The sequence below is a fragment of the Acetobacterium paludosum genome, assembly GCF_008086595.1.
Classification (GTDB): Bacteria; Bacillota; Clostridia; order Eubacteriales; family Eubacteriaceae; genus Acetobacterium; species Acetobacterium paludosum.
The window spans coordinates 1-24,162 of the sequence record NZ_RXYA01000001.1 but is presented as its reverse complement, the minus strand read 5'-3'; the positions used below and the strand labels follow the sequence as shown (position 1 = coordinate 24,162).

The 24,162-nt window shown below is 39.6% G+C and carries 18 protein-coding genes and 2 rRNA genes; 9 read left to right on the top strand and 11 right to left on the bottom strand.

Going from position 1 to position 24,162, the window contains the following annotated elements:
• Window positions 1-63: 63 nt before the first annotated feature.
• The 8 genes from FZC41_RS00100 to FZC41_RS00065 form a co-directional block, all read right to left on the bottom strand.
• Window positions 64-495, bottom strand: a complete 432-nt coding sequence (locus tag FZC41_RS00100; RefSeq protein WP_148565360.1) for a YwiB family protein — start codon at window positions 493-495, stop codon at window positions 64-66.
• Window positions 496-579: 84 nt separating this feature from the next.
• Window positions 580-1,635 (bottom strand): D-alanine--D-alanine ligase family protein, encoded by a 1,056-nt coding sequence (locus FZC41_RS00095; protein ID WP_148565359.1) that lies wholly within the window; start codon window positions 1,633-1,635, stop codon window positions 580-582.
• Window positions 1,636-1,674: 39 nt separating this feature from the next.
• The gene (locus tag FZC41_RS00090) at window positions 1,675-2,166 is read right to left on the bottom strand and encodes a 2-thiouracil desulfurase family protein (RefSeq protein WP_148565358.1); all 492 of its coding nucleotides are present in this window, start codon (window positions 2,164-2,166) and stop codon (window positions 1,675-1,677) included.
• An 11-nt stretch (window positions 2,167-2,177) separates the two neighbouring features.
• Entirely contained in the window at window positions 2,178-2,585 is a 408-nt protein-coding gene (locus FZC41_RS00085) for a DapH/DapD/GlmU-related protein (protein WP_148565357.1), read from the bottom strand.
• 11 nt (window positions 2,586-2,596) lie between these two features.
• Window positions 2,597-3,997 (bottom strand): RsmF rRNA methyltransferase first C-terminal domain-containing protein, encoded by a 1,401-nt coding sequence (locus FZC41_RS00080; protein WP_148565356.1) that lies wholly within the window; start codon window positions 3,995-3,997, stop codon window positions 2,597-2,599.
• 221 nt (window positions 3,998-4,218) lie between these two features.
• A complete protein-coding gene (locus FZC41_RS00075) occupies window positions 4,219-5,331 on the bottom strand; it encodes a PIN/TRAM domain-containing protein (RefSeq protein ID WP_148565355.1) in 1,113 nt (370 codons plus the stop codon).
• Between the two features lie 88 nt (window positions 5,332-5,419).
• On the bottom strand, window positions 5,420-5,905 hold the full coding sequence (locus tag FZC41_RS00070; RefSeq protein WP_148565354.1) for a CarD family transcriptional regulator: 486 nt from the start codon (window positions 5,903-5,905) through the stop codon (window positions 5,420-5,422).
• A 101-nt stretch (window positions 5,906-6,006) separates the two neighbouring features.
• The gene (locus FZC41_RS00065) at window positions 6,007-8,145 is read right to left on the bottom strand and encodes a Tex family protein (protein ID WP_148565353.1); all 2,139 of its coding nucleotides are present in this window, start codon (window positions 8,143-8,145) and stop codon (window positions 6,007-6,009) included.
• Between the two features lie 253 nt (window positions 8,146-8,398).
• Here FZC41_RS00065 and FZC41_RS00060 point away from each other — a divergent pair, with 253 nt between their 5' ends.
• Window positions 8,399-9,289, top strand: coding sequence for a DegV family protein (locus FZC41_RS00060; RefSeq protein WP_148565352.1), 891 nt, complete (start codon window positions 8,399-8,401; stop codon window positions 9,287-9,289).
• 146 nt (window positions 9,290-9,435) lie between these two features.
• Here FZC41_RS00060 and FZC41_RS00055 read toward each other — a convergent pair whose 3' ends face one another.
• Window positions 9,436-11,358: an aconitate hydratase gene (locus FZC41_RS00055; RefSeq protein WP_148565351.1), complete on the bottom strand. Its 1,923-nt coding sequence runs from the start codon at window positions 11,356-11,358 to the stop codon at window positions 9,436-9,438.
• Between the two features lie 201 nt (window positions 11,359-11,559).
• On the opposite strand from FZC41_RS00055, the gene FZC41_RS00050 reads away from it, so the two are divergent.
• The 8 genes from FZC41_RS00050 (at window position 11,560) to FZC41_RS00015 (ending at window position 23,401) form a co-directional block, all read left to right on the top strand.
• Complete coding sequence (locus FZC41_RS00050) at window positions 11,560-12,408, top strand: YihY/virulence factor BrkB family protein (RefSeq protein ID WP_186855117.1); 849 nt, start codon at window positions 11,560-11,562, stop codon at window positions 12,406-12,408.
• A complete protein-coding gene (locus FZC41_RS00045; RefSeq protein ID WP_148565349.1) occupies window positions 12,401-13,243 on the top strand; it encodes a YihY/virulence factor BrkB family protein in 843 nt (280 codons plus the stop codon). Before FZC41_RS00050 ends, FZC41_RS00045 begins: the two co-directional genes overlap by 8 nt.
• 168 nt (window positions 13,244-13,411) lie before the next feature.
• Window positions 13,412-15,328 (top strand): 1,4-alpha-glucan branching protein GlgB, encoded by a 1,917-nt coding sequence (gene glgB, locus FZC41_RS00040; protein WP_148565348.1) that lies wholly within the window; start codon window positions 13,412-13,414, stop codon window positions 15,326-15,328.
• Between the two features lie 103 nt (window positions 15,329-15,431).
• Window positions 15,432-17,858, top strand: a complete 2,427-nt coding sequence (locus FZC41_RS00035; RefSeq protein ID WP_148565347.1) for a glycogen/starch/alpha-glucan phosphorylase — start codon at window positions 15,432-15,434, stop codon at window positions 17,856-17,858.
• Window positions 17,859-17,867: 9 nt separating this feature from the next.
• A complete protein-coding gene (locus tag FZC41_RS00030) occupies window positions 17,868-18,992 on the top strand; it encodes a glucose-1-phosphate adenylyltransferase (RefSeq protein WP_148565346.1) in 1,125 nt (374 codons plus the stop codon).
• Between the two features lie 15 nt (window positions 18,993-19,007).
• The gene (gene glgD / locus FZC41_RS00025; protein WP_148565345.1) at window positions 19,008-20,120 is read left to right on the top strand and encodes a glucose-1-phosphate adenylyltransferase subunit GlgD; all 1,113 of its coding nucleotides are present in this window, start codon (window positions 19,008-19,010) and stop codon (window positions 20,118-20,120) included.
• Window position 20,121: 1 nt separating this feature from the next.
• A complete protein-coding gene (gene glgA / locus FZC41_RS00020) occupies window positions 20,122-21,540 on the top strand; it encodes a glycogen synthase GlgA (RefSeq protein ID WP_205737040.1) in 1,419 nt (472 codons plus the stop codon).
• A gap of 1 nt (window position 21,541) precedes the next feature.
• The gene (locus tag FZC41_RS00015) at window positions 21,542-23,401 is read left to right on the top strand and encodes a glycoside hydrolase family 13 protein (RefSeq protein ID WP_243136611.1); all 1,860 of its coding nucleotides are present in this window, start codon (window positions 21,542-21,544) and stop codon (window positions 23,399-23,401) included.
• A gap of 457 nt (window positions 23,402-23,858) precedes the next feature.
• On the opposite strand, the gene rrf is transcribed toward FZC41_RS00015, so the two are convergent.
• Window positions 23,859-23,975: ribosomal RNA gene (gene rrf / locus FZC41_RS00010) — 5S ribosomal RNA — on the bottom strand.
• A gap of 88 nt (window positions 23,976-24,063) precedes the next feature.
• Window positions 24,064-24,162, bottom strand: a 23S ribosomal RNA gene (locus tag FZC41_RS00005); the annotation flags it as partial.

Sequence of the window (24,162 nt, the reverse complement as noted above, 5' to 3'; positions counted from 1 at the left end):
GTTTAACGTTAAAGGAGAAGTACCCTTGGCACTTCTCCTTTACTGGTTTTCTTGTCCCTGGTATTATTGGGTGATTTTGATGTTTAAGACATTCTGTGAATTGGTAACACCCTCAATTTCAATATTGTAGTCGATTGATACCCTGGTTGGTTCTTTTTCGTCGTTATAATTTACAAAAACGTCCTTGGTAAAAATTCCCATGGTTACATCCCCATACGGTGTGGAGTACCAGGTGAGGTTTCTTTTTCCCGTTTCAAATTCCATAATGGAATTGGTAGTTCCCAATCGAATGACGGATACCTTCTCTGCATCAACACATACGGTAGTGGTCGTCCCTTCCATCCCTGAAACTTCGGATTCTATATAGGTAACACATGACCGATTGTTTTCTTTATACAGGTCTCCTTCGGTAAGAAATTCTAAGGTTTCTTTATCTTCTTCGTTTTTAATCTTTCCCGAAATGGATAACCATACTTTTTTTCTTTGTTCAGTCATTGATCTCCTCCTGGAGGTATAATTTCTCACACTATTAAACCATTGATTGGTTTTTTTATCAAGAAAAATTATATTCTTAAGTTTTTATTTGGTTATGGTCACACGTTTGCGATCCGCCGTTGCGATAATCAGGTCGACAAGTTCTGTATACCCAATTCCGGTGGCTTCCCACATTTTGGGATACATACTGATATTTGTAAATCCCGGCAACGTATTGACTTCATTAATCAAGATGCGTTCATCTTCGGTGACGAAAAAATCTACCCGGGAAAGGCCGGAACCTTCAATCGCATCGAAAGCTTTGATGGCATATGCTCTTACTTTTTCCGTTAATTCCTTTGAAATGTTGGCCGGGATCTCAACCTTTGAATCTTCATCCGCTGAATATTTTGCTTCATAATCATAGAATTCTTTTGAAGGAATGACTTCACCCGGAATCGATGCTCGTGTTACCCCATTTTCATCAAGTACCCCACACTCAATTTCTTTTCCTTTAACAAACACTTCCAGGATCAATTTATTATCATATTTAAAGGCTTCTTCAATGGCGGATAAAAGTTCTTTGCGATCATGTGCTTTAGTTATACCCACACTTGATCCCATATTCGCAGGTTTAACGAAAATAGGGTATCCCAAAACTTTTTCTGCTTCTGCTATCCTTCCATCAGCATCTTTTTTCCAGTCCTTTTTCCTAAAATAAACGTATTTTCCGGTCGGTATCCCGACACTTTCAAACATAATTTTTGAAAAGACCTTATCCATTCCCACTGCTGAACTTAACACCCCGCAACCGACGTAAGGTTTGTTCAACATCTCAAAAACCCCTTGAATCGTGCCATCTTCACCCATTGGCCCGTGAAGAACTGGGAAGAAAATATCAATTTTCGTAATTTCAGGATGGGAAAAAATTGAAAAATCGCCAATAAGATTCTCCGAATCCTGTTCCCATGAGCCATCCTTTATTTTTTCATGATCTCCTGAATACAAATACCATTTTCCGTTTTTGGTTATCCCGATGGTTACAATATTATATTTTTCCTGATTAATAACCTCTAATACATTATAGGCTGAAACACGAGAGACTTCATGTTCTCCGGACTGCCCTCCAAAAACTACGCCTATGTTAAGTTTGTTTTCCATATTATTTCCTCACTTTTCTCTATTGATTTCGACAAGATCCTATTTTATACATTCTAAAAAATCTTCTTCTGAAATGACTCGAATACCATTCTCTTTTAATAAAGCCGTGACAATCCCATCGCCATCGATTAAACTTTCACTGAAAGTACCATCGTAGATTTTTCCACAACCACAAGAAGGACTTTTGCTCTTTAAAACGGCAATTTTTGCTCCTGATGTCCGTGCTGCTGCCAGGGTTCGCTCTGCTCCCAGATTGTAAAGATCAGTCACGTCAATTTTTTTATTATTATACACTTTTCGTTCGCCATTAACCACCACTATTTCAGCCGGATCTCTCGGAGTCGACATCCCCGCCAACACCTCTGGGCAAACCGGAATAGCTTTTCCATGCAGTAAAAGCTCACGCAATTCCTCAACAAGGCTGCCTTCCTCTTTATAGTTAATCTTCATCCCCAATAAACAGCCTGATACTAAAATTGGTTTTTTCTTGTTAATTGCTTCCTTTAAACTATTGAAATCTTTTTGATTCATCACTATTCCTTTCAATCTTTTTCATTCTTATGGTTTAAACTATCTTCCCGATAAATCCAGGCGCCGCGTTTAAAAACCATTTTATAAACCATATCTTTTAATACGATTTCACCTATTTTAATGACGGAATTGGATGCAATGGTCACATCATGGGTTATCCGAGCGCCCATTCCAATTTTTGTATTTTCACCCACCCTGGCTCTTTTTCCCAAAATAACCCCGGGTTCCAAAATACAGCCATTTTCAATCATACTTTTTGCTTCTATAATGACTCCGGTGCCAATGTTGCAGCTTTCTCCAATCACGACATCTTCCCCGATTACTGCTCCTGCACCAATCGTCGTATTTTTGCCAATATTGGCCTTTTCCGAAATCACTGCACTATTGTGAATCGTCGTCCCAGTTTCTTTATTTTGCATCTTAAATCCTCCTACTTCTTTCGGATTCTAAGACCCTTGGGATAGTGGTTCTTGATAATCCCCTCACTCGCTTTTCCAAAACCGAGGGAATAACCATCATATCCGACTAGTATCCACCCTTTTTTTGCATTTATATTAAGTGCTTCCCCTTTTAAATACTGGTAAGCCTCAGACTCTTCTTTCAGATCACAAACATTTTTCGCTTCTGATAATTTTAGTGCCATTCCTAAAGCGTAGCTTGGTTCAAAGCGATTCTTTTTAAAGGTTCCAAGGTGAAGCCCGGTTCGCAGCAACTTAAGGTTGGCAATTGTTTCCAAGTCAATGCCTTTTGGGATTGCGTAAAGATGTTCACCCAAAAGATACAAACGGTCCTCAAATTCTTTATAAAACGATTCTGCTAAATAGTTTTTGGCAAAATCAACATAATCGATCAATTCTGTTCGGGATGCTTTTTTCAGGCGTGATTTTGAATACCCCTGTTTCACATTTTTCGAATCTGAACTTGCATCTGTTTTAATCAGTTTGGCAATAAAATGGCCTTCACCTTTAACATTCATCGGCATAATTCGAAGGGTTTTTTCAATGGCTTTCTCGTTATTCAGAGTCCATGCCACCCGGCCATGATCTTTAATCCCCGGTAGTTCAATGCTTTCTAATTCATAGGGGTATTGATTCATAAACGCTTCAATGATCTGTTCGTTTTCTTCTGGCGAAAATGTACAAGTCGAATAAACCAGGACGCCACCCGGTTTCAACAACCGATGAGCACTTTCTAATATTTTTTCCTGCTTTCCCACGCAACGCGAGACGCGTTCCAGACTCCAATCCGAAAGTGCACCCGGATCCTTTCGAAACATTCCTTCTCCGGAACATGGTGCATCCACTAATATTTTATCAAAGCTTTGGTAGAATGAATCCACCAATCGTTCAGGAAATTCATTTGTTACAATGACATTCGTCATTCCCATCCGTTCAATACTCGTGGATAAAATACCGGCCCGGGAATTGACCAGTTCATTTGAAACTAAAATCCCCTGTCCCTTAAGTTTTGCTCCAATCTGAGTGGATTTTCCTCCTGGTGCGGCGCACAGATCCAACACCCAATCACCCGGTTCTGGAGCAAGCACTTCAACTGCCGCCATCGCCGTGGGTTCCTGAACATAATATAGCCCGGCATAATAATAAGGGTTCTTCCCCGGTCGAACCTCATGGTCGATATAAAAACCATCCGGACACCAAGCGACGCTCTGGGTTTCAAACGGTAATTTCCTGGCTAAATCTTCCGGTGTCAGCTTTAGAGTGTTGGTTCTAATCCCCTTGCTTTCCGGTTGATCATAGGAATCAAGCAAGCCTTCATAGGATTCACCCATGAGACTTTTCATTTTTTCTTTGAACGCTTCCGGTAAATTCATCCTGACTCCTTATTCTTTTTCTCGATTATACTCGTTTCATTATACGTAAAGCTTTTGTTAATTACAATAATTTTCTAAAAAAGCGCGTCACCTTGTTTCTTGATCAGCCAGCAGCTACTAGCGAGCTTATGATTGGCTTGTTGCTTGCGCCCAAATAAAACACCAACAGCTTTAGAAAACTGTTGGTGTGAGGTTGTAAGTATTTTTTATAATTGCTATAATCATTTTTTGGGTTTTGCAAAAATCATCCGTCCAGCAGCTGTTTGCAAAATACTGGTAACTAAAACAATCGTTGAATTTCCAATATATTTTTTACCGTTTTCAACAACAATCATCGTACCATCATCAAGATAGGCAATTGCCTGGCCGTTTTCTTTTCCCCCTTTAACAAGCAGAACTTTCATTTCCTCGCCCGGTAAAACAATTGGTTTGACAGCATTCGCTAACTCGTTAATATTAAGAACGTCAACCCCTTGAACCGTGGCAACCTTGTTCAGATTATAATCATTTGTTAGAATTTTCCCTTTGGTGGATTTGCCTAATTTCACTAGCTTGGCATCCACTTCATGGGTATCTTCAAAATCTTCTTCCGTAATTTGAACTTCTATTTCCAAATCTGTTTGAATTTTATTTAAAATATCCAAACCTCGTCTGCCACGATTTCTTTTAAGCTCATCTGCTGAATCCGAGATGAGTTGCAGCTCATTAAGCACAAAAACTGGTATAACCAGGGGTCCTTCAATAAAGCCTGTCTTGCAGATATCAAAAATTCGTCCATCGATAATCACACTGGTGTCTAATAATTTTGGGATTGCCGCTCCTTTTCTTTTCGGAGAGCGTTTCTGACTAACTGGCGCATTTGCTTCTTTTTCCCGTTTGACACTTTGAAAAGCAAGCAAAATCTCTTCTCGCTTTTTAATTGCCAGAATAAATCCAAGGTAGCCCAAAACAATATAGCTGACAATCGTTAAAATTGTACCAATCCAGGGAAAAGGAATTTGAACAAAAGCAAAACTGATTAACATTGCAATAACCAAACCAATGATCAAGCCGCCAAGGCCAAAGCCGATATCGATGAGCCGAACATTTTCCATGCTTGCTTCAGCAATTTTTGCCAGCTTTTTAACGCCTTTGAGCATTAGCGGAAATAGGATGAAAAAAATAAGTCCAAATACAATAATGAGAGCCACATAAACGAATACTTCAAATTCCGTACTCAAGCTCAAATTGAATGGTTCCAGAATCCATGTATTCGAAAAGATCACACTCGCCAATGCCATACCGACAAGCATTCCAATAATAGAAAAGGATACTCTAAGTATCTTTTGTATCATTATATTCACCTCCTTTCATTATGTTTATCTAGAATTATAACATCTAATTCTTAAAATTACACTATTAAACATAACAAAAGGCGTGAAATCACGCCTCGCTGTTTACTGAACTATTAATTAATTCTAATATTTCATCTTTATCCCGATTTTGGATTAAAACCATTTCACTAACAATAAAATTTCTGGCACTATTCAACATTTTCTTTTCTCCGGTTGAAAGACCTTTTTGGCGATCTAACAGGATCAGATTTTTTACCACCTTTGCCACTTCAAAAATGTCTCCAGTTTTTAATCTCTCAAGATGTTCGCGATACCGTCGGTTCCAGTTTTTTTCCATCTCATCCATTGGTAATTTTAAAGTCTCTATCATATCGTCAATTATGGGCTGAGTAACGATATTTCTAACCCCAATTTCATCAACTTTATCCACAGGCACAAGAATCTGCAAACCTTCGGACACGATCTGCATGATATAATAAGGTTTCGTTTCTTCAAATATCTCACGTTCTTCAATCGCTTCAATGACACCTGCTCCGTGCATTGGATAAACAATTTTATCACCGACTTTATACATTTTAAACACTCCTATCGTTGATTCATGTACTTATTATAACACACAAAAAATGAATAAGCTTTTCATTTTATAAAAATTTTATCATTATGTCAATATTTATTTTAAATAATCATGGTTAAACTGATCCGTTTTCGTTTCAAGTCAACCGCGAGCACTTTAACGGTAACCACATCTCCGAGAGAAAGAACTTCTGTCGGGTGGTGTATGTACCGATCGGTAATTTGAGAAATATGAACCAGGCCATCTTGATGTACTCCGATATCTACGAATGCGCCAAAATCAATAACATTACGTATCGTACCGATCAACTCCATATCGACTTCCAAATCTTCCATCGATAATACATCAGATCTTAAATGAGGCTTTGGCGCATTCTCCCGGGGATCTCGCCCCGGCTTTTGCAATTCTTTCACAATGTCACGCAAGGTTGGCACCCCGATTTCTAACTGGTTGGCCATTTCTGAATAGTTCATATCCTTAAACAACTCTTGGTCTTTTTTTCCCAATTGTTCTTTTTGAAGGCCCTTTAGTTTTAACATTTTTTCTACACTTTTGTACGTTTCCGGATGAACCCCGGTATTATCTAAAACATTGTCGCCATCATCAATGCGCAGGAATCCGGCGCACTGCTCAAAAGCTTTTGCTCCCAGTCCTTTAATCTTAAGCAATTCTTTTCTGTTTTTTAATGAACCAACGGTATCACGATAGTCTAAAATATTTTTGGCAATGGTTTTGTTCACTCCTGCTACATACCTTAATAACGAAACCGAGGCCCGGTTAACGTTAACCCCAACATTGTTTACCGCATCTTCCACCGTGGCTTCCAAAACACGTTCCAACTCTTTTTGATTAACATCGTGCTGATATTGTCCCACCCCAATATGTTTGGGATCAATTTTCACAAGTTCAGATAATGGATCCTGAAGTCGTCCGCCAATGGAAATTGCCCCGCGAATGGAAACATTAATATCCGGATACTCTTCGGTCCCCAGTTCCGATGCTGAATAAACGGATGCACCCGCTTCATTAACAACGATATATTGAACCGGAACACTTGTTTTCTTAATAGCTTCGGCAACAAACTGTTCCGATTCTCGAGAAGCCGTCCCATTTCCAATCGCAATAATATCAACCTGATGACGTTCAATCAGTCCTAAGAATTCCCTTTCAGCCTTTTCTATCTGGCCTTTTCCAAAGGTGGGATAGATGGTCGCATAATCTAAAACTTTGCCGGCCTTATCCAAAACCGCAATTTTACATCCGGTTCGAAAGGCGGGATCGAAGCCCATGGTTACCTTATCTTTAAATGGCGGCTGCAGCAAAAGTTTTTTCAGATTGAGAGCAAACATCTTAATGGCGCCTTCTTCGGCCCGTTCCTTCAAAGCCGTTCTTATTTCGCGTTCAATCGCTGGCGCAATCAGGCGAGAATAGCTGTCAATGATCGTTTTTAGCAAATACTCTGATGGCTGATCCTGGACCAGTTCCTTTTTAAGATATTCCTCAATTTCTTCCACCGGTGCCAATATTTTTACCGAAAGTGCTTTTTTCTTTTCTCCGCGATTGATGGCCAATATTCGATGATCCTTGATTGTTTTAATCGCTTCGGTATGATCGAAATACATTTCAAGTTCAGAATTTTCTTCTTCTTTACCTTTGACCACGGTGGAACGGATCTGTCCTTTTTCATAGGTTCTTTTACGGATGACCCCGCGGTATGTTCCATTGTCCGATATGATTTCCGCGATGATATCCATGGCATACTGGAAAACTTCATCAATGGAATTGATTTCTTTTTCTTCGTCAATGTACTTATTCGCCGCTTCGGCTAATTCCGATTCGGTCAGTTTTTGCTCTAAAATTTGAATAGCAAACGGTTCCAAGCCCTTTTCTCTGGCCACCGAAGCTCTGGTCTTTTTCTTTTGCTTGTAAGGTAGATAAAGGTCCTCAACTTCCTGTAGCGTTTTAACTTTTATAATAGCGGCGCTAAGCTCCGGGGTAAGTTTCCCCTGCTCTTCAATGCTGTTACAAACCTCTTCTTTTCGTTTTTCCAATTTTCTCAGATAAGTCAGGTGAACGTCCAAATCTCTTAAAAGAGCGTCGCTTAAATCACCAGTTACTTCTTTTCGATATCTGGCAATAAACGGAATGGTATTGCCGCCATCAATTAAATTAATGGTATCTGCGACTTGTTGAGGCCTTATTGAAAAATCTTTTGCTAATTGATTGATTATATATTCCACAAAATTCTCCATTCTTGATTAAAAAAATAATAGTTTCCAACATTTAGATTTGTCTACACTAAAATAATAGTTTAACATTTTTTCGAAATAATCACAAATTTTCTCTATGGTCGGGTTTAAAACAGGCTCTTTAGCACATCTGGACGGTCACATAAATAAGCGGTTGCTTAAATTTATCAATTCTTAAGTGCGGTTTGTCAAACGGTATCGTTCATGATAAAATATCCTCCAGCAAATGAAAAGGAGCACCCCAATGGCAATAAAATTTATTGTGGATTCCATGTGTGATACCAACAGCAATATCTTAAGTCGTTATGAATTTGATATCCTACCGATTCCAATAACGCTTGATGATAAAACCTATTTTGATGGAATCGATATAACCCCTGAAATGATCGTAGATTTTGTAAATAACAATAAAAATTCATTTCCCAAAACTGCTCAAATACAACCTCTCGCCATCATTGATACGATTGAGAAGCATCTTAAAAATGATGACGATGTTATTTATTTGGCCTTTTCCTCAAAACTTTCCGGCACTTATCAGACCGCCCAGCTGTTAGCCAAAGATTTGCAGGCGAAATACCCTCATCGCAAAATAACCATTATCGATTCGCTTTCGGCTACCACCGGTACCGCCCTAATTTTATACCAGGGTCTTAAACTAAATAAGCTTAACCGTTCCTATGCAGAAATTGTTGAAACCATGACTTTTCTTTCTCAGCATGCGCAAATCTTTTTTATGGTTGGCGATATTAAATGGTTGGCTCAAGGCGGTCGAATCAGCCGTAATGCCGCCATGCTTGGGGATATGTTGAAAATTGTCCCAATCCTCTATTTTAATGATGGCGAAATACTCGTCTATGAAAAAATACGCGGACAGAAAAAAGCGCTGCGGAAACTGCTGGCAACAGTTGAAGAAAAAACGAAAAAAAACAAAGAACAGATTATCGGCTTTATTCAAAGCACGGCTTTGGATCTCCAGGAAAAAGCGAAAAGGCACCTTGAAAAGGAACTGGGAACGAAGAATTTTATGATTCCCCAAGGGGCGGGTGCCGCCCTCACCGTCCACATTGGACCTCATTGTCTGGGAATTATGTTTTTTGATGAACTTCCTGATAATTACGTCAACGTTTGTCCGTAGTCTGAAAAAAGTCCGGACAATAACCTATCAATCATGCCAACAAACCGCTTAAGGTTTATCAACGCGCTCGTCGTAAATAAGCAGGCAATATCTAAAAAACCGCCAATTCGTGGAAAATGCTCCATGAATTAGCGGTTAATTTTTTTCTATTTCTTTGATTTAATCAGATTAATCAATCCTCCGGCCAGAAGCATTTCTTTTTGTCGCTGAGACACTTCCAAATCCATAATATAAGTTAATCCTTTTGTTTTATTTACCAGCTTTGCCTTACCGGCTTTTACTGCCTCCAGGGCATTTTCAATGACTAACTCATCCCCTAACGAAATGGTATCATAATCCGCTTCATTTTCAAACACGAGCGGTAAGATCCCATTATTAATCAGGTTGTTCTTATGAATACGCGCAAAAGATTTAACCGCAACCCCTTTAATGCCCAGAAATACCGGTGCTAATGCGGCATGCTCGCGACTGGATCCTTGTCCGTAATTTGATCCTCCGACAATAAATCCGCCGCCGTTGTCAAGTGCCCGCTGTGGGAATTCTGGATCACAGGGGGCCAGGCAATAGTTTGACAGATAGGGAATATTGGAACGATACGGCAGCAATTTTGCATTGGACGGCATAATATGGTCCGTTGTGATATTGTCTTCCACAACGATTAACGCCTTTCCTGCCACTATGTCTTTCAACGGTTTTGTCGCTGGGAAAGGTTTAATGTTTGGTCCTTTGACAACTTCAATTTGAGTGCCTTCCGGAGCCGGTTCCATTACCATGGTGTCATTGATTAAAAAGTTATCCGGCATGGAAATTTCCGGCAGTTTCACCTTTCCAAGTGGATTGGTCAAGACCCCTGCAATCGCCGAAATTGCTGCTGCTTCAGGACTCAATAAATAAACATCTGCTGAGGGGGTTCCTGATCGGCCAAAAAAGTTTCGATTAAAGGTTCTCAATGAAACCGCGTTGGTTGATGGTGCCTGGCCCATTCCGATACAGGGTCCGCAGCCGCATTCCAAAACGCGTGCTCCGGCATTAAGGAAATCTGCCAATGCTCCATTTTGCGCCAGCATGGTCAATACCTGCTTTGATCCCGGTGCAATGACTAAGGATACATTTTCAGCAATGGTTTTTCCCCGAAGAATTTCCGCAACTTTCATCAGATCCAGCCATGAAGAGTTGGTGCAGCTGCCGATTGCAACCTGGTCAATGACCATTCCTTCAATTTCTGAAATTTTAACGACTTTATCCGGGCTGTGGGGACAGGCCGTCAATGGTTCTAAATTATCCATGTCGACCTTTACCGCTTCATCAAAAACAGCATCGGCATCGGCGGCTAATGGTTTGAAGTCTGCACCCCGGCCCTGGGCTTCTAAAAACGTCTTGGTCATCTCATCAGACGGAAATACCGAAGTTGTGGCGCCCAGTTCTGCACCCATATTGGTGATGGTGGCACGTTCCGGAACGGTTAATGTTTTTACCCCTTCGCCGGTGTATTCAAATACTTTATTGACACCGCCTTTTACCGTACATTGCCGCAGGACTTCCAAAATCACATCTTTCGAAGAAACACCTGATCGAAGTTTTCCGGTCAATTCAACCTTCACTACTTTTGGCATGGTGATATAATAAGGGTCACCTGCCATGGCAACCGCTACATCAAGGCCGCCGGCACCAATAGCCAGCATCCCAATGCCGCCGCCTGTTGGAGTATGACTGTCTGATCCCAACAGGGTATCCCCGGGAACTCCAAATCGTTCAATCTCAACCTGGTGGCATATTCCATTGCCCGGTCGGGAGAAATAAATGCCGTGTTTTTTAGCAACGCTTTGAATATAACGGTGATCATCCATGTTTTCAGGTCCTTCCTGAAGCATGTTGTGATCAATGTAAGCCAAGGATTTTTTTGTTTTTACCCGTGGCACCTCCATTGCTTCAAACTGTAAATAGGCCATGGTTCCAGTTGAATCCTGGGTTAAGGTTTGATCGATACGAATACCGATTTCTTCACCTTTTATCATCTCTCCAACGACAAGGTGTGCGGCAATAATTTTTTCTGTTAACGTTTTTCCCATTTAATTTACTATTTCCTTCCTTTAAAAAAGCATGTTTTTATGTGATCCTACTAACCTTAAATTCTTTTCGAATAATTATACCATTTTTTTGGCTATATTTCCATATTTTTGCTTTCTGTGTTTCTCTTCATTTATCAAATAAACTATGATATACTAAACCTCAATGAACACAATCGATTTTGAATGGATTTGGTAGGTGCTATGACCTTTTTGAAATGCTTCAGCCGCTTTCTGATAACCCAAGGGAAAAAGAATAATATTGTCAATCTTTCTGCGCAAATGTCTTATCGCGCACTTTTGGCTTTCATTCCTTTCATCATGCTTCTTTACAATCTTATTAACTGGTTTTCCATTGAAATCAACACCACTCTGGTGTCAGTGCTTTCTGAGCTATTGCCAACATCTATCATGGATTATATTTATTTATCAATGGAAAATGCTAATACTATTTCCTTTTCTTTTGGAACCAATCTGTTTATTGGCTTCTTTATATTTTATGCGTCTGTCTCTGCCATGCATTCTCTGATTCAATCTTTAAATCGTATTTTTGAACAGGAGGAGACCCGTGGCCTCATTGCCCTTTGGATTCAATCGGTTCTTTATCTGTTCTTGTTTCTTTCAATTATTGTTTTTACACTTTTTTTCTATATTTTTGGTGAAAAATTATTTCATTTTATTTTTACCGTATTCGATCTCTCGGGAATTTTTACCCTATTTATTGCCATTTTTAGTTGTATATATCTCATCATCGTCACCACATTTATTTTTACTTTAATTTATATGTTCGCTCCAAAAAATCATCTTACCTTTCTGGAAGCCTTTCCCGGCGGCTTATTTGTGAGTATTTGTTGGTTTTCAATTCTTTTTATTTATGCCCTTTTCGCAAATTCAATTTTAGATTATGCAACCTTTTCGATTAACCTGCAAGGACCCTTTTCACTGTTTTTCGTTATCTATATTATTTGCTTTACGCTTACTCTGGGCGGCGTTGTTAATCTTTTTTCAGTCAAAATATTAGCTACCCGAGAAAGGAAGGGACAGAATGATTGAACGCTTGCAAAATTTAAGCATTGTTAAACTTGTTTTCTATATTAAAAAAGATTTTGAAAATACCGATTTCGCAGGAATTTGTTCGCAAATGTCTTTTTATCTTTTGATGGCCTTTTTCCCTTTGCTTCTTTTTCTCATTTCTTTTGTCGGAAAAATTATCAAGCCTTTTGAATCATATCTGTATGAAATTTTAAAGGTTTTTTTACCGAGCCTTTCCTATACTTATGTTACCAATCTGTTAAATTCCATGACCAGTCAATTTTCCAATTCTGATTACAGTCTTATTGTGATCTCATTTTTCTTTTCCTCCCTGGCTGCCCGAGCTATTATGAATGGGATTAATCAAACCTATGGTCAGAAAGAAACCCGTAGCCTCGGTCGCATATGGTCATTATCTTTTTTATTTACCATCCTGTTTACTTTAGCAGTCATTCTCATCGTCATCGCCTACATTTTTAGTGCCGACATTGGCGCCATTATTTTTGAAAACCTTGGCGCCATAGCGTTTTATTCACCTTCTATCCGTCTCTTTGCGGTTGTTTTTTCCTGGTTGGCTTCGGCGCTTATTTTCAATATGATTTATATGGCCGCGCCGGCCCAACCGCTAAAATTTTTAGAAGGCTTGCCTGGTGCTTTATTTGCAACAGCCGGCCTTAATATTGCTTTTAGAGTATTCACCTGGTTTGTCAACAACTCGACCAAATACAGTGCCTTATATGGAAATCTCGGGGGACTTTTTGCGCTATTGGTTGGGCTGTATTTCATCTGTGTAATACTTAATCTCGGTGGAAAAATTAATTTATACTGGTCATTGTACAAAAGCAAAGCAGTGTAATGTAACAAAACCGTCCAACTGTTACACTTTGTGCTTAATTGTTAAGAAGAATTTACTTTGTTTAAAAAAATGCACTATCATTATCTTAGGATTGTGATAAAATATTGACAATAGCGATATTAAATTTTATGCCTTCACTAATTATGTTTATTGAAAGGACTCTGCATTATGAATGAAAAATATGTCAATACTGATCCAACCCCAAACAGACGTTTTCTTAGTTATCATTATTTTGGTTCACACCTTAATGAAGATGGTGTTATCTTTCGAACCTGGGCACCTAATGCTCAGGGTGTCTCTGTTGTCGGTGATTTCAACAATTGGGAGATTCATCAAAATGCAATGACTTTAATTGAGGGTTCTCACGGAATTTGGGAGCTTTTTATACCGGGATTGACATCAGGTATGCTTTACAAATACGCGGTCAAACAACATAACGGAGAAATTGCATATAAAGCAGATCCTTACGCTTTTTATAGTGAAGTTAAACCCAAAACAGCTTCAATCATTTGGGACATCTCAAACTATTCCTGGCAAGATGAAGGCTGGCAAAAAAAGCGACGTTCTGTTAATTGGCTTGAAATGCCAATTAATATTTATGAAGCTCATCTTGGCAGCTGGAAGCGAAATAAAAATGGTGACTACCTCACCTATCATGAACTTGCTGAACAATTAGTACCTTATCTGCTGGAAATGAATTATACCCACATTGAACTTATGCCCATTATGGAGCACCCTTTTGATGGCTCCTGGGGCTATCAGCTGACCGGATATTATGCCGCCACCAGTCGTTATGGTGATCCCCAGGGCTTGATGCATTTTATTGACACCTGTCACCAATCCGGCATTGGGGTTATTCTTGATTGGGTTCCCGGACACTTCTGCAAAGATGCGCATGGGCTCTATCGGTTTGACGGTACCGAGCAATATGAATTTTCCGAACATCCTCAGTGGGGCACCATGGAATTTGATTATGGAAAATCCGAAGTTCTCGATTTTCTTGTTTCCAATGCCTATTTTTGGTTTGATCTGTTCCATGCTGATGGCCTTCGCATTGATGGTGTCGCCAGCATGATTGAATTGAATCATGGACTGGAGGGCGAACCCTACCACAATGCTCAGGGCGGCACCGATCGTCTTGAAGCCCTGTCCTTTTTACGGGAGTTGAACACCATTATTTTCAGGGATTTTCCATTTGCCCTGATGTCCGCTGAAGACTCCACCTCCTATCCTCTGGTTACCTGGCCGGTGGATAAAGGCGGTCTCGGTTTTAACTTAAAATGGGATATGGGCTGGATGCATGATACTCTGAATTATATGAAAACCGATCCCTATTTTAGGAATCAATTTCATGACCTGTTAACTTTTTCCATGGCCTATGCCTTTAACGAAAATTTTGTCCTTCCGCTTTCACATGACGAGGTGGTTCACAGTAAAAGAACCATTCTTGACAAAATGTTTGGGGATTATAATATGAAATTTGATCAATTTCGCCTTTTATTCGGTTATATGATGACGCATCCGGGAAAAAAACTTTCCTTCATGGGCAATGAATTTGCGCCTTTTTTGGAATGGCGGGTAGATGAATCCCTGGAATGGTTCCTGCTCGAATATGAGAAGCACCGTCAAATTCAAACTTATATTAAAGATCTCAATAAATTTTACTTAAAAGAAAAGGCGCTCTGGACCTGCGACCATAGTTGGGATGGTTTTAAATGGCTGGAACCAGATAATCGCGATCAGAGTATTCTTATTTTCAAACGCATGAGCGCAGATGAAAACGATGACCTTATTGTCATTATGAACTTTTGCCCCTTAAGCTATATCGATTACCGGGTTGGTGTTCCCGGCAAAGGAAACTATCGTTTAGCCTTTAATTCTGATGAACTTGTCTACGGAGGCACCGGTTTTAAAATGAAAAAAACGATGAAAAGCCAGGCCATCCCACTTCACGAAGAAAGCAATTCAGTATCCATTAACATTCCGCCCTCATCATTTGTTGTCTTAAAAGGAATTGTACCCCGACAATATTCAAAAAAAAACAGCGACTCTGATACCAAATCCAAACTAAAAAATAAGAACTAATACGATTAGAGTGTTGACAAGCCTCAAGTTAATAAAAATATTGATTCTATTTCTTTAACCTTGTCTGCAATCTCAATTACTTTTAGTCTTGAAAGGAAAAAACATGAATTCTTCAGAAAAACAAAAAAGAAAAGAAGCTTTTAAAGCAGACTATATCAATAAAATCGAAGAGGTTTCCGGGAATTGTTTAAAAGAATCTTCCGTTCTTAAACAATATCAAGCTTTAGCTGAACTAGTCATGGACAAGGTTACCACCCAATGGGCCAGAACAAATACCCTGTATAACAAACACCAAACCAAACAAGTCTACTTTTTTTCCATTGAATTTCTCATCGGACGACTGCTAAAATCCTACATTAATAATATCGATATGGAAGATGTGGTCACTGAAAGCCTTGCCGAACTGGGCTTAGATTATGCCGCTATACAGGAACAAGAATCAGACCCCGGTTTAGGCAACGGTGGTTTAGGCCGACTGATGGCTTGCTATTTAGATTCCTCCGCCGCCATGGGGATGCCTGCCCACGGCAATGGTATTCGCTACAAATATGGACTCTTTGAACAACGCATTATTAATGGTGAACAGGTTGAAGTCGCCGATAACTGGTTAAAAAACGGCTATCCCTTTGAAATCAGAAAACCGGACAAGTCCGTTATTGTAAAATATTATGGTTCGATCCATTCTGAAAATATTAACGGCAACTTAACCTTTATCCATGAAGATTATGAACCGATCATGGCTGTCCCCTATGATATTCCAATCAAAGGCTACCATAATGAAACGGTTAATTCCCTGCGTCTTTGGAGTGCCGAACCGATTGATGGTTTTGATCTGCCAACCTTTAATCAGGGTCAGTTTTTATATGCCGTTCGCCAAAAATCCGAGGCCGAAGCAATCAGCCAAATTCTTTATCCCAATGACAGTGGTTTTGACGGAAAGCTGCTTCGTTTAAAGCAAGAATATTTTTTTGTATGTGCCGGATTAAAGCGCATCGTCTCACATTATAAAAGAAACAATAGTAACTCTGTGGATGGTTTTGGCGAAAAAATTTGCATCCATATTAATGATACCCATCCTGCGATGTGTGGTCCTGAACTCATGCGTATCCTTATGGATGAGGAAGGTCTTAGTTGGAATGATGCCTGGAAAATGACATTATCCGCCCTTAGCTTTACCAACCATACCGTCCTTCCTGAAGCTTTGGAAAAATGGCCAATCGATATGATGAATAAACTGCTACCGCGGATTTATATGATTGTCGAAGAAATTAATCGTCGGTTTATTGAAGAGCTTGATGCCTGCTACCCAAATAATATGGAGCGCAATCATTCCTTATCCATCATTAAAGATGGCCAGGTTCATATGGCAAGTTTGTCTATTGTAACCAGCCATTCTGTCAATGGTGTTGCTTCACTTCATAGCAAGATACTTCGGGAAGAAACATTTAATGGTTTTTATCAAGTTTTTCCCGAACGTTTCCACTCAGTCACCAACGGCGTAAGTCCTCGCCGATTTCTCATGCATAGCAACCCCAAACTTAAAAATCTTTTAAATGAGTCCATCGGCACCGAGTGGGAAAAAAATCTCTTCCAACTAAAGAAACTTTCAAATTACATCAATGATCCTGTTTTCTATGAGAAATTCAATGCTATTAAACTTGCAAACAAGGTTTACCTGGCCGACTATATTACTAAGCATATTGGCATCAGCGTTGATCCAACTTCAATTTTTGATATCCAGGTTAAGCGTATCCATGAATATAAACGACAACTATTAAATGCTCTTCATGTCCTGTACTTATACAACCGACTTAAAGAAAATCCAAACTTGGAAATGGCGCCACGATCCTTTATTTTTGCTGGAAAGGCGGCACCCGGCTATTATTTTGCCAAAGATATTATCAAACTCATCAATGCGATCGCCTATATGGTCAATAATGACAAAGCCGTTCAGGATAAACTGAAGGTAGTTTTTCTTGCCAATTTCAATGTTTCATTAGCCGAAATCATTTATCCCTCTGCTAATGTTTCGGAGCAAATTTCAACTGCCGGAAAAGAAGCTTCTGGAACCAGCAACATGAAATTCATGATGAATGGCGCCATTACTTTGGGTACCATGGACGGCGCCAATATTGAGATTTCAGAGGCTGTTGGACCGACTAATATTGTCACTTTTGGGCTCACTTCTGATGAAGTATCCCACTACCAAAAATACGGCGGTTATCACTCCGTTGATATCTTCGAACAAGACCCGCGGATCCAAGAAGTGATGCATCAGTTAGTGGATGGCACGCTGGGTTTCGGACTAAACTTCCAATCGATCTATGATTCGCTTTTATTGTACAATGATCCCTATTTTGTGCTTAAAGATTTTAATGCTTATACTGACGCTCAGAATCGAATTGATCAGCTTTTCCGTAACAATAAAACTTGGACGAAAATGTCCATCAGCAACATTGCCCAGTCTGGAATGTTCTCAAGTGATCGTTCAATTGCAGATTATCAACGTGAAATTTGGAAAATAAAGTAAGGAGGAAAAATGAATACTGAATGTGTTGCAATGCTTCTGGCCGGTGGACAGGGAAGTCGTTTAGGCGACCTGACCATTAACAACGCCAAACCCGCCGTTTTATTTGGAGGAAAATATCGCATCATCGATTTTCCTCTCAGTAACTGCATGAATTCCGATATCGACGTAGTCGGTGTTCTCACCCAATATCGCCCCTATATTTTAAACAACTATATCGGTGATGGTTCTGCCTGGGCGTTAGATCAAATTCAGGGTGGTGCCCATATCCTCCCGCCCTATATGGGACAAAAAGGAGGAAAATGGTATTCGGGAACGGCCGATGCCATTTATCAAAATATTGATTTCATCGACAACTTCAATCCTGAATTTGTCCTTGTCCTATCTGGCGATCATATTTATAAAATGGATTACTCCAAAATGCTCTGCTTCCATAAAGCGAAGCAAGCTGACCTCAGTATTGCTGTCATGGATGTGCCTTGGGAAGATGCCCATCGTTTTGGAATCGTTAACACCGATGAAGAAGAACGTATTCAGGCCTTTCAGGAAAAACCTGCAATACCCAAAAGCAACAAAGCATCCATGGGAATTTATGTTTTTTCCTGGGAAATACTAAAAAAAGCCCTTCAGGAAGATGCCGGGAATCGTGAATCCGAGCATGATTTTGGTAATGATGTTATTCCCATGCTCTATGAAAGCAACAAACGTATCTATGCCTATCCTTATTCTGGCTATTGGCGAGACGTTGGTACGATTCAAAGCTATTTTGATGCCAATATGGATCTTTTAGATCCATACTGTGAATTTGATCTAACCGACCGCAATTTTCGGATTTTTTCAAATAATATCAGTCGTCATCCACAATTCATCGGTCCTGAAGCTAAAATAAGCAATAGTCTAATTTGTGATGGTTGTATTGTCTGTGGTCAAGTTGAACACTCGATACTTTCCCATGATGTCCGTATTCATCGGCATAATATCCTAAAAAATGTTATTGTTCACACTGGTGCTATTATTGAAGATGGCGCAATTCTGGAAAACTGTATCCTGGGAGGCCGAGCGAGAATCAAGGGCGATGTCCGGTTAATTGCTGATGAATTAGAATCAGTTCCTCAAATTCACGTTATTAATTCCTGAAAGGAGCGACTTACAATGAAAAATGCAATAGGTCTTATTCTAAATATTGACTGCGAAGATCCTTCTCTAAAAGAGTTTCTTCAACATCGCAGTTTAAGCACTCTACCTTTTGGGGGACGTTATCGACTCATTGACTTCACCCTTTCCAATATGGTTAATTCCGGTTTATCCCATATCGGCGTCATCGGCAGTAACAAATACAATTCGCTGGTTGATCACCTTGGAACTGGAAAGGAATGGTCACTCAGTCGAAAAACACAAGATCTCTCCATTCTTGCCGGTGCCAATAGCGGTCGACTAGGGCATAAAATGAAAGTCAATCTTAAAGATCTACAAAACAATCGAGATTTTTTAGAAACTGCTTCTGGCGAACATGTGATCATTTCTCCCCCTAACCATATCACCTCCTTTGATTATAGAAATGCCTATGAAATTCATTCACAAAACAACAGTGATGTCACTCTGATTTATAAAAAGGATGATTCAACCTATCATCTGCATGATGATGATATCTATTTGGATCTTTATAATAAACGGGTCTCCTCAATTTATTATAAAAAAGAACAGCAAACTAACTACTTCTTTACAGAAATGCTGATTATAAAAAAATCGATCTTAATCCAATTTTTGGATCTTTGTGAATGCACCGGTGATTGGGATTTAATGGATATGATCGCGATAAATCTTGATACTCTCCGGGTGTTCAGTGCTGAACACACCGGTTATTTGAAACGGATTAAGACCTTGGAAAACTACATGAAGGCCAGTATGGATTTACTTGAATACGACATCATGCGAGAGCTCTTCCTTGAAAAAGCTTCTATTCACACCAAAATCAAGGATAATCACCCCAGCATTTATCGCGACTCTTCCAGCGTCTCCCACTCCATTGTTGGAAGTGGTTGCAATATTGATGGCACCATCTTTCATAGTATTATTTTTAGGGATATCATTATGGGTTCCGATTCACAAATAAAGAACAGTATTATCATGCAAAAATGCAAAATCGGCAACCATGTTACCCTGGATTATGTTGTTATGGACAAAGATACAAAAATTAGTGATTATACCACCCTGATTGGTAAACCTCACGATCCCATTATTATCAAGAAAGGTACGGTGATATAAAATGTTGAATGTCTTATTTGTGGCTTCAGAAGCTTATCCCTTTGCTAAAAGTGGCGGACTGGGTGACGTCATTGGCGCCCTTCCAAAATCTTTTGCTGAAGATGTTGATGTCCGGGTTATTCTTCCCTTTTACAGTACCATTCCGGAAGAATTAAAAAGGAACATCAAGTCACTTGATCATTTTCATATTCGAATGAATAATACTTTATACTATTGCGGTATTTTATCGTGCGAATATGAAGGGATTACTTTTTATTTTATTGATAACGAGTCTTTTTTTAAACGTCCTTGTCTTTATAATTACTTTGACGATGGTGAACGCTTTCTCTATTTTTGCCGGGCTGTACTGGATTCGATTCCATCACTCAATTTTGATCCGGACATCATCCATTGCAATGACTGGCAGACGGCCGCAATCCCATATCTGCTTAAACATCAATATCGAACTACTTTTCCAAATACAAAAAGTGTCTTTACCATACATAACTTAAAATATCAGGGTATTTATGGTTTCAACGATATCTGTGGATATCTTCATCTTGGTTTTTTGCCTTCGGATTTGGAATATTATGGAAAAATAAACCTCCTGAAAGGGGCTCTATACTCTGCTGATCTAATTACCACCGTGAGTCCGACTTATGCTCAGGAAATTAAAGATCCTTTCTATGGAGAAGGTCTTGAGCGGGTAATTCAACATGTCGGCGATCATGTTGTGGGCATCCTCAATGGCATTGATGAAGCCCTTTATGACCCAAAAACGGATCCTGCATTATTTATCCCTTATGCTAACCCCAAAAAGAAAAAAAGCGAAAATAAAAAAGCCTTGCAGGAATACCTGGATCTCCCAATACGCGAAGATGTCCCAATGGTTTCAATGATTACCCGTCTGGTTGAACAAAAAGGACTAGATCTGGTAGCCAACGTTATTCATGAAATTCTGCAGCTTGATTTGCAGCTTGTTATTTTAGGCACCGGGGAACCAAACTACGAAAATTTATTAAGAAGCATCGCATATAACTACCCCGATAAAATGATTACCATCATTGACTTTGATGAACCGCTTTCCCGAAAAATATATGCTGCCAGCGATTTCTTTTTAATGCCCTCAAAATTCGAACCCTGCGGTTTATCTCAAATGATTGCCATGCGTTATGGTGCTGTCCCCATTGTCAGAGAAACCGGTGGTCTTAAAGACACCGTAACTTATTTCAATTCTATAACTAAAGAAGGCAATGGTTTTAGTTTTGCAACTTATAATGCTCACGATATGCTTTTCACCATTCAAAAATCAATTGCTATTTATCACAATGAACCTGAAACTTTTAATCTCATTGTTAATAATGCTTTTAACTCTCATTTTGATTGGAAAAAATCGGCACAGATTTACCTGTCTTATTACAAAATTTTAAAGGAAGTATAACATGATGAACTTTATACATAATTCCTGGGATCTGAAATGCCGCGATCCATTTGGTGCCCTCCCGATGGGAAGTTTGATTACCCTGAGGATTTATGGTCAAAATCTCAGCAGCGTTCAGTTACGGACATTATTTAATGAAAATGAAATTTTCTATTCCATGAGTCCTTCAACTTCTTTAAATATGTGGGAAGTAACGTTTAAAATACCGGATTCCACCGGTATTTTATGGTATGATTTTAAATTTGAAACAGGCAGTGACACCTTCACCTACGGAACAAAAGGAAACCGAATTGGGGGCGATGGACAAATCTATAAAGATATTCCCCCTTCCTACCAGATTACCATCTATGAATCAAAACGAACCACCCCGAAATGGTATAAACAGGGAATTATGTATCAAATATTCCCGGATCGCTTTAACCGCGGCTCTGATTTTAATCTTGATCACTTTCCAGCAAAGACAATTCTCCATCCTCAATGGAGTGATCCCCCCCATTATTATAAAGATACCACTGGTCATATTGAATACTGGGATTTTTTCGGAGGAACTTTGTCTGGGATTACCGAAAAACTAGATTATCTGAAAAGTCTCAATGTTTCAATAATATATCTTAACCCCATTTTCAAATCAAAAAGTAATCATCGTTATGATACTGGCGATTATATGAGCATTGAGCCCATACTGGGAAATATGGATAACTTTGAAACACTTATGGAAGAATGTGAAAAACGAGATATTTATATAATATTGGATGGTGTTTTCAATCATACCGGAGATGACAGTATTTACTTCAACCGCTATGGTCATTATCCTGGACTTGGCGCTTACCAATCGCCCGAATCACCGTATTATGATTGGTATTCATTTTCTCATTACCCCAACGATTACGCCTGTTGGTGGGGGATTGATGCCATGCCTAATATTAATGAACTAAATCAGGACTTCCAGTCATTTATTTTCAAAAATCACAATAGCGTCATTCGTCACTGGATGCGTGCCGGCGTCTCTGGCTGGCGTCTCGATGTAGCTGACGAACTTCCAGACTCTTTTATTGAAGGTCTGAAAACAGCCATGTTGGAAGAAAATTCAGAAAGTGTTCTGATTGGAGAAGTTTGGGAGGATGCTTCCCGAAAAGTCGCTTATAATCAATTAAGAACTTATTTTTCAGGTTTTGAACTGGATGCCGTTATGAATTATCCATTTCGTGAAACCTTTATTTCTTTTGTTATGGGAACTATAAGTGCTCGAATCGCAACCCTAACGATGATGTCTCTTTATGAAAATTATCCCCGCGAACAATTTATGGGGAACATGAATCTTATTGGTTCTCATGATCGATGCCGTGTTCTCACTGTTTTGGGAGAAGCTGATGAACATTCAAACCATGAGCGTTATCGTCTAAATAATGATCAATACCATTTAGCGCAAAAACGTCTTAAATTATTAAGTCTACTTCAAATGACATTTCCAGGCGTTCCTTGTATTTACTATGGCGACGAAGCCGGTGTTCAGGGCTTCGAAGATCCCTACAATCGGGGCACTTATCCCTGGGGTAAAGAGGATGAAGAATTAATTGGATGGTACAAAAAAATTACTGAAATTCGGGCAAATAATAGCGTTTTTCAGGATGGATCATGGAAACCCTATGAATCCAGCGATGACCTTTTTGTTTTTGAAAGACGCAATGAAGACACCTGCTGTTTATGTCTTTTTAATCGAAGCCTCAAAGCCGTTCACCTTTTTCAACATCCGATTTTTTCTGAATGTGAAGGAATCAATCTTCTAACTGACAAACCTATTCCCTTGAATCCTGTTGTTATTGAACCCCTGTCGTATCAAATTATTTCAATTAATCTTTAAATTATTAAGGGCTGTCGCAAAAACTCCAATGAGATTGTGACAGCCCTTTAAATCATCACCGTTGTACTCACTATTCATGCGGCACTTCGTCTCCGCTACGCTGCGCCTCAGTCGCGTCTGTCGCCAGATGGCTCGTAACTAGACGTGGGTTGAAAAATAAAGCCGTGCACTTCGTCTCCGCTTCGCTACGCCTCAGTCGCGGGCTTCGCCCTATAAAAAAACAGATACACGAACATTGATTTTTAAGTGAACTTGAATCAATGTTCTCGCAAATCAGGGTTTGTTGTACTCGCTCATGCAACACTTCGTCTCCGCTGCGCTACGCCTCAGTCGCGTCAGTCGCCAGATGGCTCCTTCCTAAAAAATATAAAAATAGAGATCAAAGAGCAAGTAAACTTGTTCTTTGATCTCTATTTTTATATTTTTCGCCGCATGGCTCGTTATTTCGCGCAAAAAAGTCTCGCAACGTCCTATCCTCCCAGGCAGTTACCCACCAAGTACTTTCGGCGCTGGAAGACTTTACTTCTGTGTTCGGTATGGGAACAGGTGTAGCCCTTCCGCCATCGTCGCGAGACTAGCTAATACTATTTAATTATGATTGCATTTATCAATTGTCCTTCATGGTCGCTTGCGACCATTCAAAACAGCACAGTGTATATATTTGGATCAAGACCTCGGTCGATTAGTACTGGTCAGCTCCATATGTTGCCATACTTCCACATCCAGCCTATCTACCTGGTCGTCTACCAGGGACCTTAACC

What these genes read in the sequence shown, in the direction of transcription:
- FZC41_RS00100 (WP_148565360.1), bottom strand. Translation starts at nt 495, where the DNA reads ATGACTGAACAAAGAAAAAAAGTATGGTTATCCATTTCGGGAAAGATT.
- FZC41_RS00095 (WP_148565359.1), bottom strand. Translation starts at nt 1,635, where the DNA reads ATGGAAAACAAACTTAACATAGGCGTAGTTTTTGGAGGGCAGTCCGGA.
- FZC41_RS00090 (WP_148565358.1), bottom strand. Translation starts at nt 2,166, where the DNA reads ATGAATCAAAAAGATTTCAATAGTTTAAAGGAAGCAATTAACAAGAAA.
- FZC41_RS00085 (WP_148565357.1), bottom strand. Translation starts at nt 2,585, where the DNA reads ATGCAAAATAAAGAAACTGGGACGACGATTCACAATAGTGCAGTGATT.
- FZC41_RS00080 (WP_148565356.1), bottom strand. Translation starts at nt 3,997, where the DNA reads ATGAATTTACCGGAAGCGTTCAAAGAAAAAATGAAAAGTCTCATGGGT.
- FZC41_RS00075 (WP_148565355.1), bottom strand. Translation starts at nt 5,331, where the DNA reads ATGATACAAAAGATACTTAGAGTATCCTTTTCTATTATTGGAATGCTT.
- FZC41_RS00070 (WP_148565354.1), bottom strand. Translation starts at nt 5,905, where the DNA reads ATGTATAAAGTCGGTGATAAAATTGTTTATCCAATGCACGGAGCAGGT.
- FZC41_RS00060 (WP_148565352.1), top strand. Translation starts at nt 8,399, where the DNA reads ATGGCAATAAAATTTATTGTGGATTCCATGTGTGATACCAACAGCAAT.
- FZC41_RS00055 (WP_148565351.1), bottom strand. Translation starts at nt 11,358, where the DNA reads ATGGGAAAAACGTTAACAGAAAAAATTATTGCCGCACACCTTGTCGTT.
- FZC41_RS00050 (WP_186855117.1), top strand. Translation starts at nt 11,560, where the DNA reads ATGACCTTTTTGAAATGCTTCAGCCGCTTTCTGATAACCCAAGGGAAA.
- FZC41_RS00045 (WP_148565349.1), top strand. Translation starts at nt 12,401, where the DNA reads ATGATTGAACGCTTGCAAAATTTAAGCATTGTTAAACTTGTTTTCTAT.
- glgB (WP_148565348.1), top strand. Translation starts at nt 13,412, where the DNA reads ATGAATGAAAAATATGTCAATACTGATCCAACCCCAAACAGACGTTTT.
- FZC41_RS00035 (WP_148565347.1), top strand. Translation starts at nt 15,432, where the DNA reads ATGAATTCTTCAGAAAAACAAAAAAGAAAAGAAGCTTTTAAAGCAGAC.
- FZC41_RS00030 (WP_148565346.1), top strand. Translation starts at nt 17,868, where the DNA reads ATGAATACTGAATGTGTTGCAATGCTTCTGGCCGGTGGACAGGGAAGT.
- glgD (WP_148565345.1), top strand. Translation starts at nt 19,008, where the DNA reads ATGAAAAATGCAATAGGTCTTATTCTAAATATTGACTGCGAAGATCCT.
- glgA (WP_205737040.1), top strand. Translation starts at nt 20,122, where the DNA reads ATGTTGAATGTCTTATTTGTGGCTTCAGAAGCTTATCCCTTTGCTAAA.
- FZC41_RS00015 (WP_243136611.1), top strand. Translation starts at nt 21,542, where the DNA reads ATGATGAACTTTATACATAATTCCTGGGATCTGAAATGCCGCGATCCA.